8 protein-coding genes are annotated in these 7346 nt (G+C 70.9%); 5 read left to right on the top strand and 3 right to left on the bottom strand.

All coding sequences use genetic code 11. The annotated features are described in order from the left end of the window. Together AX737_RS12990 and lpdA are read left to right on the top strand one after the other, a co-directional pair. On the top strand, positions 1–1313 hold a 1313-nt coding region (locus tag AX737_RS12990; RefSeq protein WP_066921943.1), incomplete at its 5' end, for a pyruvate dehydrogenase complex dihydrolipoamide acetyltransferase. Between the two features lie 21 nt (positions 1314–1334). Further along, the gene (lpdA, locus tag AX737_RS12995; protein ID WP_066921945.1) at positions 1335–2774 is read left to right on the top strand and encodes a dihydrolipoyl dehydrogenase; all 1440 of its coding nucleotides are present in this window, start codon (positions 1335–1337) and stop codon (positions 2772–2774) included. A gap of 503 nt (positions 2775–3277) precedes the next feature. Here lpdA and AX737_RS13000 read toward each other — a convergent pair. Next, complete coding sequence (locus AX737_RS13000) at positions 3278–3496, bottom strand: hypothetical protein (protein WP_066921947.1); 219 nt, start codon at positions 3494–3496, stop codon at positions 3278–3280. A gap of 213 nt (positions 3497–3709) precedes the next feature. Here AX737_RS13000 and AX737_RS13005 point away from each other — a divergent pair, with 213 nt between their 5' ends. The 3 genes from AX737_RS13005 (at position 3710) to AX737_RS13015 (ending at position 6210) form a co-directional block, all read left to right on the top strand. After that, positions 3710–4690, top strand: coding sequence for a threo-3-hydroxy-L-aspartate ammonia-lyase (locus AX737_RS13005; RefSeq protein ID WP_066921958.1), 981 nt, complete (start codon positions 3710–3712; stop codon positions 4688–4690). Beyond that, positions 4687–5418: a trypsin-like serine protease gene (locus tag AX737_RS13010; RefSeq protein ID WP_066921949.1), complete on the top strand. Its 732-nt coding sequence runs from the start codon at positions 4687–4689 to the stop codon at positions 5416–5418. Before AX737_RS13005 ends, AX737_RS13010 begins: the two co-directional genes overlap by 4 nt. Before the next feature lie 267 nt (positions 5419–5685). Beyond that, positions 5686–6210 (top strand): cell wall hydrolase, encoded by a 525-nt coding sequence (locus AX737_RS13015; RefSeq protein ID WP_308445260.1) that lies wholly within the window; start codon positions 5686–5688, stop codon positions 6208–6210. A gap of 250 nt (positions 6211–6460) precedes the next feature. Here the strand turns inward: AX737_RS13015 and AX737_RS13020 are convergent, their stop codons facing one another. Together AX737_RS13020 and AX737_RS13025 are read right to left on the bottom strand one after the other, a co-directional pair. Beyond that, positions 6461–6613 (bottom strand): hypothetical protein, encoded by a 153-nt coding sequence (locus AX737_RS13020; RefSeq protein WP_156453684.1) that lies wholly within the window; start codon positions 6611–6613, stop codon positions 6461–6463. Positions 6614–6792: 179 nt separating this feature from the next. After that, the gene (locus AX737_RS13025; protein WP_066921956.1) at positions 6793–7305 is read right to left on the bottom strand and encodes a CYTH domain-containing protein; all 513 of its coding nucleotides are present in this window, start codon (positions 7303–7305) and stop codon (positions 6793–6795) included. Positions 7306–7346: the final 41 nt, after the last annotated feature.

Below are 7346 nucleotides of genomic sequence, written 5' to 3' on the forward strand. Positions count from 1 at the left end.
CCGAGATCGAGACCGACAAGGCCACGATGGAGGTCGAGGCCATCGACGAGGGCGTCCTCGCCAAGATCGTGGTGCCGGAGGGCACGGCGGACGTGCCGGTCAACGACCTGATCGCGATCATCGCGGGCGAGGGCGAGGACGTCTCCGCAGCGGCCGCGGGCGGCGGCGCCGCGCCGAAGGCCGAGGCCAAACCCGCCGCCGAGGCGCCGAAATCCGATGCCGGGCAGAACACCACGCCGGGCGACGGCCACATGTCCTACGCCCGCGTGAACGAGGCGCCGGACGCCGCGAAGCCCGCCGCGGGTGGCGGACAGGCCGCCGCCCCGGCCTCCTCGGGAGGTCGCGTCTTCGCCTCGCCGCTGGCGCGCCGCATCGCCAAGCAGGAGGGCGTCGATCTCGCCGCCGTCCAGGGCTCGGGCCCGCACGGCCGCATCATCGCCCGCGACGTGCAGGAGGCGAAGGCCTCCGGCGCCACCAAGGCGGCCCCGGCCCCTGCTCACCAGGCCGCCGAGACCCCGAAGGCCGCAGCCCCCGCGCCGAAGGCCGCTCCGGCCGGCGGCGCGCCCGCCGGGCTCAGCCTCGATCAGGTGCGGGGCTTCTACCAGAAGGACGCCTACGAGGAGGTTCCCCTCGACGGCATGCGCAAAACCATCGCCAAGCGCCTCACCGAGGCGATGCAGGTGGCCCCGCACTTCTACCTCACTGTCGATTGCGAGCTCGACGCGCTGATGAAGCTGCGCGAGACGCTGAACGGCTCGGCCGGCAAGGACCGGGACGGCAAGCCGCTGTTCAAGCTCTCGGTCAACGACTTCGTCATCAAGGCGATGGGCCTCGCACTGACCCGCGTGCCGGCCGCCAACGCGGTCTGGGCCGAGGACCGGATCCTGCGCTTCAAGCACGCCGAGGTCGGCGTGGCGGTGGCCATCGACGGCGGCCTGTTCACCCCGGTCATCCGCCGGGCCGACGAGAAGACGCTCTCGGCCATATCGAACGAGATGAAGGACTTCGCGGCCCGCGCCCGCGCCAAGAAGCTGAAGCCCGAGGAGTACCAGGGCGGCGTCACCTCCGTGTCCAACCTCGGCATGTTCGGGATCAAGCACTTCACCGCGGTGATCAACCCGCCGCAATCCAGCATCCTGGCGGTGGGTGCGGGCGAGAAGCGCGTCGTGGTGAAGGACGGCCAGCCGACCGTCGCCCAGGTGATGACCTGCACGCTGTCCTGCGACCACCGCGTGCTCGACGGGGCGCTGGGCGCCGAACTGGTCTCGGCCTTCAAGGGGCTCATCGAGAACCCGATGGGCATGCTGGTCTAAGGCGCGCGGGGGAAGAGCGACATGTCCGACACCTACGACATCCTCGTCATCGGCGCGGGCCCCGGCGGCTACGTCACGGCGATCCGCGCGGCGCAGCTCGGCTTCAAGACGGCCGTGGTCGACCGCGAGCATCTCGGCGGCATCTGCCTGAACTGGGGCTGCATCCCCACCAAGGCGCTGCTGCGCTCGGCCGAGATCTACCACTACATGCAGCACGCCTCCGATTACGGGCTCTCGGCCAAGGAGGTCTCGTTCGATGCCGCCGCGATCGTGAAGCGCTCGCGCGGCGTCTCCGGCCGGCTCAACGGCGGCGTCGGCATGCTGCTCAAGAAAAACAAGGTCGACGTGATCTGGGGCGAGGCCACGGTCGAGTCCGTCGCCAAGGGCAACGAGCCCGGCAAGGTCACCGTGAAGGAGACCAAGCGCGCGGAGGCCCCGAAGGGCGCCAAGGGGGCCGGCAGCTACAGCGCCAAGCACATCATCCTGGCGACCGGTGCGCGCCCGCGCGCGATCCCCGGCATCGAGCCCGACAAGAAGCAGATCTGGACCTACTACGAGGCCATGGTGCCGGAGGCGATGCCGAAGTCCCTGCTCGTGATGGGCTCGGGCGCGATCGGTATCGAGTTCGCCTCGTTCTACCGCACCATGGGCGCCGAGGTGACGGTTGTGGAGCTGCTGCCGCAGATCCTGCCCGTCGAGGACGCCGAGATCGCCGGCATGGCCCGCAAGCGCTTCGAGAAGCAGGGCATCAAGATCCTCACCGGTGCCAAGGTGACGAAGGTCGAGAAGGGCGCGAACGCCGTCACGGCGACGATCGAGGGCTCAGACGGCAAGAGCCAGCAGATCTCGGCCGAGAAGCTGATCTCGGCGGTGGGCGTCGTCGGCAACATCGAGAATCTTGGCCTCGAGAAGCTCGGCGTGAAGACCGACCGTGGCACCATCGTCACGGACGGGCTCGGACGCACCAACGTGCCGGGCCTCTACGCGATCGGCGACGTCGCAGGCCCGCCGATGCTCGCCCACAAGGCCGAGCACGAGGGCGTCATCTGCGTCGAGACCATCAAGGGTCTGCACACGCACCCGATGGACAAGGGCAAGATCCCGGGCTGCACCTATTGCCACCCGCAGATCGCCAGCGTCGGCCTTACCGAGGCCAAGGCCAAGGAGCAGGGCTTCCAAGTCAAGGTCGGCCGCTTCCCCTTCGCGGGCAACGGAAAAGCCATCGCGCTCGGCGAGCCGGACGGCCTGATCAAGACGATCTTCGACGCCAAGACCGGCCAGCTGCTCGGCGCCCACATGATCGGCGCCGAGGTAACCGAGCTGATCCAGGGCTATGTCGTCGCGATGACGCTGGAGAGCACCGAGGAAGAGCTGATGCACACGGTCTTCCCGCATCCGACGCTCTCCGAGATGATGCACGAGAGCGTGCTCGACGCCTACGGGAAGGTGATCCACACCTGAGCCGCGGTGGCCCGGCCAGGCCCGATCGGTCACGCGGTCCGGTCTGGCCCTCCGACGCAACCGGCGGTCGTGTCGTCAGATTTCGCGCGCTCGGCTTCGCCCGGCGCGCGTGCCGGCGGCAAGCGGTTGCCCTGCCCGACGAAAAAGGCCCGTCAGCCGATGGGCTGACGGGCCTTCGCAGGGGCCACGCGTTCTCTTGTGCGTAGCGGGAGCATCCGGCCCGACCGGCCCTGCCGGACGGGGAACTCGACCGCCGCGCTCGAGGCGCCACTATCCCTGCAGGTTCCTGTTCGGCGGCGTGTCCTGATCCGGATCGGCGGTACGAGATGTCGGGACGCAGGAACCGTGACGGCTCATCGCAGGCCTCCTCTCTCAAGACCGACGCCCGATCTGGCGCCGAGATCCAGAGGCTAGATCGGTTTCGTGTCGGTTCGCAAGCCGTCTTTTCGTAGGACGGCGTCCGATCGCCGCTTGGGGAACGCGACGATCGCGGCTCGACGCGCTCACGGCAGCGCGATCAGGTTCCGCAGAAGGTTGGGCGGCAGCATCGTCCCGGCGCTGGTGATGATCCACGGCGTGCCCTCGCCGCTGCGCAGGGCGGTTGCGGCCTCCTCCAGCGCGAGGAGAAGGCTCGGCATCTCGCGGGGTTCGACCGCCTTGGCATCGATGCTGTGCGGCCAGACGGTCAGCGTCGCCGATCCGAGCAGCTCGCCGCGGCTCACGAGCCGGCGGCGCAGGAGGTTCCTGGCGACACGGGATCCTCGCTCGCAGGAGAGCTTATCCAGGCGATCGCTCCCTCGAGAGAACCAGCGTGTCCGCCTCATGCACAGCACAGGTTGTGCCAGTCCCGCTCCGAGACCTGCGGTCCGCCGGCTTGGCGGCGGAGAGCGGGCGCGTCTAAAATTTTCACCCGTACGGATCTGCGAGGAGTGATCATGAGCGATGTCGCGACCACCGCCCGTGGGCCGAGCTACGGCGACGTCGCGCGGGCCGCGGAGCGGATCCGCGGGGCGGCGCATCGGACGCCGGTGCTGACGTCCCGCACGGCCGACGCGCGCACCGGCGGCCAACTGTTCTTCAAGGCCGAGAACCTTCAGCGGGCCGGCGCCTTCAAGTTCCGCGGCGCCTACAACGCCATCGCGGCGCTCCCCGAGGATGCCCGTCGGCGCGGCGTGATCGCCTACTCGTCCGGCAACCACGCCCAGGCGATCGCGCTGGCGGCGCGGCTGCTCGGCGTGCCGGCCACCATCGTGATGCCGCTCGACGCGCCGGCCATGAAGGTCGCGGCGACCCGCGACTACGGGGCCGAGATCGTCACCTACGACCGCTACACGCAGGACCGCGAGGCGCTCGGCCGTGCCATCGCCGCCGAGCGGTCCCTGAGCCTGATTCCACCCTACGACCACCCGGACGTCATCGCCGGCCAGGGAACCCTGGCGCTGGAACTCATCGAGGAGACAGGACCGCTCGACATACTGGTCACCTGCCTCGGCGGCGGCGGCCAGCTTGCGGGCTGCGCGCTGGCCGCCGCCGAACTGATGCCGCGGGCCAGGGTCTACGGCGTCGAGCCGGAGGCCGGCAACGACGGCCAGCGCTCCTTCCGGGAAGGCCGGATCGTGCGGATACCGGTGCCGCAGACAATCGCGGACGGGGCCCAGACCACGCATCTGGGCGACCACACCTTTCCGATCATCGCGCGCCACGTCACCGACGTGCTCACCGTCTCGGACGCGCAGCTCGTCGAAACCATGCGCTTCTTCGCCGAGCGCATGAAGCTCGTCGTCGAGCCCACGGGCTGCCTCGCCGCGGCGTCCGTCCTCGGCGGCCTGCTGGACGTGCGCGACCTGCGGGTCGGCATCGTGATCAGCGGCGGCAACGTCGATCTCGCCAGCTTCGCCCGGCTCGTCGCCGGATGAGGCGCGCCGCGGGGCTCGTCCTGGGGGCGCTGCTGGCGCCCGCGCCGGCCGCGGGCGCGGAGGTCGCGGTCGATGCGGGCGTCTGGCCCTATGCGTCGGTGGGGAAGCTCAACGTCGTGCTCGGCGCCAACCGCCGCGCTTTCTGCAGCGCCACGCTGATCGCCCCGCGCCTCGTGCTGAGCGCCGCCCATTGCCTCTGGGACGGGCCGCGCACCCGCTGGGTCGGGCCGCGGAGCGTGCATTTCGTGGCCGGCTGGCGCCAGGGAACCTACAACGCCCACGCCGTCGCCGACCGCTACGTCACCGGTCCCGGCTACGCCTTCGGCACCACGGCGGCGGATTTCGCCAGGGACTGGGCCCTGATCGCGCTGGCCGAGCCCGTGGATCTCCGCCCGGTCCCGCTCGCGGGCGAGGGCGACGCTGCGGGGGGTCGGCGCGAGATCCGAAGGGCCGGCTACAGCCACGCCCGCGCCGAGCGCATGAGCGCGCAGGGCGAGTGCGCGGTGGAGGAGCAGCCGGACCCGCCGCTCCTGCTGCACGATTGCCGCGCGCTGCCCGGCGAGTCCGGCTCCGCCCTGCTGCGGCTGGGCGAGGACGGTCCCGCGGTGATCGGCGTGCTGGTGGCGCGCCGGCCGGAAGGGGCGGGCGGGCGCTCGCTCGCCGTCCCGGTCCGCAGCTTCCGCGCCGAGGCGGAACGGATGCGCGCCGCCCTTTCCCCCGGCCGTTAACGAAACGGTAAGCCCCCCGCCACATCTCTGCCCCGAATCTGCACGCAAGCTTGAGCGTGGCTGAGGCAGGCCGGTTCGCGGCCGCATCCAGGATGCGGCGCGTGCGGGCGCGAGGGAACATCGGGAAGGGAGCGCGAGCGCATGCAGGGTGTGAGGACGGCGAAGACTGTATCCGGACTGGCGTTCATCCTGGCATGCGGCTGCCTCGGCGGCTGCAATACCGCAACGCCCCTGGTCACCGGATCGATTCCCGGCCGCAAGCCCGCGATGGCCGTCAACGAAACGGAGCGCGACTGCCTCGGGCGCGCCATGTACTTCGAGTCGAACCGCAGCGACCCCGAAGGGCTCCTCGCCGTCGGAACCGTGGTGATGAACCGGCTGGAATCGGCCGCGTTCCCGGGCGGCATCTGCGAGGTGGTGGGCCAGCCGCGCCAGTTCGCGGCGGGCGTCCTGACGAAGCCGATGAACGAGCCGAAGAGCCTGGAGAAGGTGGCGGACGTCGCCGACGCGGTCCTCGCGGGCGAGCGCCACCCGAAGGTGGGCCAGGCGATGTACTTCCACACCGCCGGGCACCGCTTCCCCTACAGCAACATGCACTACGTGGCGGTGGCGGGCGGCAACGCCTTCTACGAGAAGCGCAAGCCGGGCTCGCCCGTCGCGCTGGCCTATGCCGCCTCGCCGCCGCCCGTCGCGGCCCCGGTCCCGCTGCGGCAGGCCGAGCATCTCCCGCAGGGGCCGGCCCGCGACATCTGCACGGTCGCCGCCCTCGCGCAGGCCGGGCGGGCCGGCTGAGATCCTCCTCGACCGAGCGGGCCGCAGACGACGCATCCCCTCGTGCGCCATACGCGAAGAGGGGAGCGACGGGAGGCGAGGCGCCGCCGACAAGCCGTTCGCGACGGCGGCCGACGCCCCTCGGAACGAGAAGGAGCCGGTTCGGGCGCGAGGGCCCGAACCGGCTCCTGTCGTTTTCGCCACGGCGCGGCGAGGACGCACCTCGGCTTCGGCGGCCACGGCGCCGCGGGTCCGCGCCGAGCCGGAGGCCCTAATCCTGCCGGGCGCGCCGCGCCGCCTGCGCCATGCGGATGAGTTCGCGGGCGGTGAGACCGCGCTCGGTGTGCAGGATGACCTCGCCCCCTGGAAGCGGACGCGCCTTGGCGCTCCCGCTGGCCTCGATCCGTGTGTCGCGCTCGCGCATCGTCCGCCGCAACCTGACCGCCCGTTTCAACGCCGCAACCATCTTCGCTCCAGCCCGGATCACGCCGGGTTGGTTAACGAAATCGGTGCCGCTCGAACATTCTTGAAGCGCTCCGGCCATGCCCTACCCGGACCGGATCGGACGAGATTTTTTCGCGCTGCGAGATCCGCGCGACGGGCTCAGAGCGCGCGCGGCAGCGCGAGGATGTCGGCCATCGTGACGGGTCTGCCCATCTGGCCGCAGAGATGCAGGAGCGTGGTCTGCCGGAAGCGCAGGTCCCCGGTCACCTCGTCTCCGGCCCAGTCCGGCCGGGAGAAGGGCTGATCCTCCGCGTCCAGCTCGACCTCCGCCAGCACGATCCCGGCGAGGCTGCCGCCGAACTCGTCCACCACCCAGGTCAGGCCGTCATGGGGCACGCAGTGGCGCGTCTTCTCGATCACGCCGCCGACGCAGACCTCCCGGAGCATCGCCTCCGCGTCGGCGCAAGGTATCTCGTACTCGAATTCCGGGCGACCGATGCCGAGCCGCGCGCCCTTCACGGTGAGCCAGGCCCGGTCCTCGTCGAGGCGTACCCGAACCTTGCCGCGCCCGAACTGGCCGACCAGCCCGTCGCGAAGGCCGCGCCGTCCCGTGGCGGACGCGCGCCACCCCTCGTGGGCGACCAGGAACTTCCGCTCGATCTCGAAACGCATCCGGAACTCGGGCAGCCTCGTGTCGGCGGATGGTTCGGGAG

The organism is Methylobacterium sp. CCH5-D2 (assembly GCF_001556475.1).
Lineage (GTDB): Bacteria > Pseudomonadota > Alphaproteobacteria > Rhizobiales > Beijerinckiaceae > Methylobacterium > Methylobacterium hispanicum.

Excerpts from the sequence above, each read along its gene's own strand:
- lpdA (WP_066921945.1), top strand. The coding sequence starts at position 1,335 with ATGTCCGACACCTACGACATCCTCGTCATCGGCGCGGGCCCCGGCGGC.
- AX737_RS13005 (WP_066921958.1), top strand. The coding sequence starts at position 3,710 with ATGAGCGATGTCGCGACCACCGCCCGTGGGCCGAGCTACGGCGACGTC.
- AX737_RS13010 (WP_066921949.1), top strand. The coding sequence starts at position 4,687 with ATGAGGCGCGCCGCGGGGCTCGTCCTGGGGGCGCTGCTGGCGCCCGCG.
- AX737_RS13015 (WP_308445260.1), top strand. The coding sequence starts at position 5,686 with ATGGCCGTCAACGAAACGGAGCGCGACTGCCTCGGGCGCGCCATGTAC.
- AX737_RS13020 (WP_156453684.1), bottom strand. The coding sequence starts at position 6,613 with ATGCGCGAGCGCGACACACGGATCGAGGCCAGCGGGAGCGCCAAGGCG.
- AX737_RS13025 (WP_066921956.1), bottom strand. The coding sequence starts at position 7,305 with ATGCGTTTCGAGATCGAGCGGAAGTTCCTGGTCGCCCACGAGGGGTGG.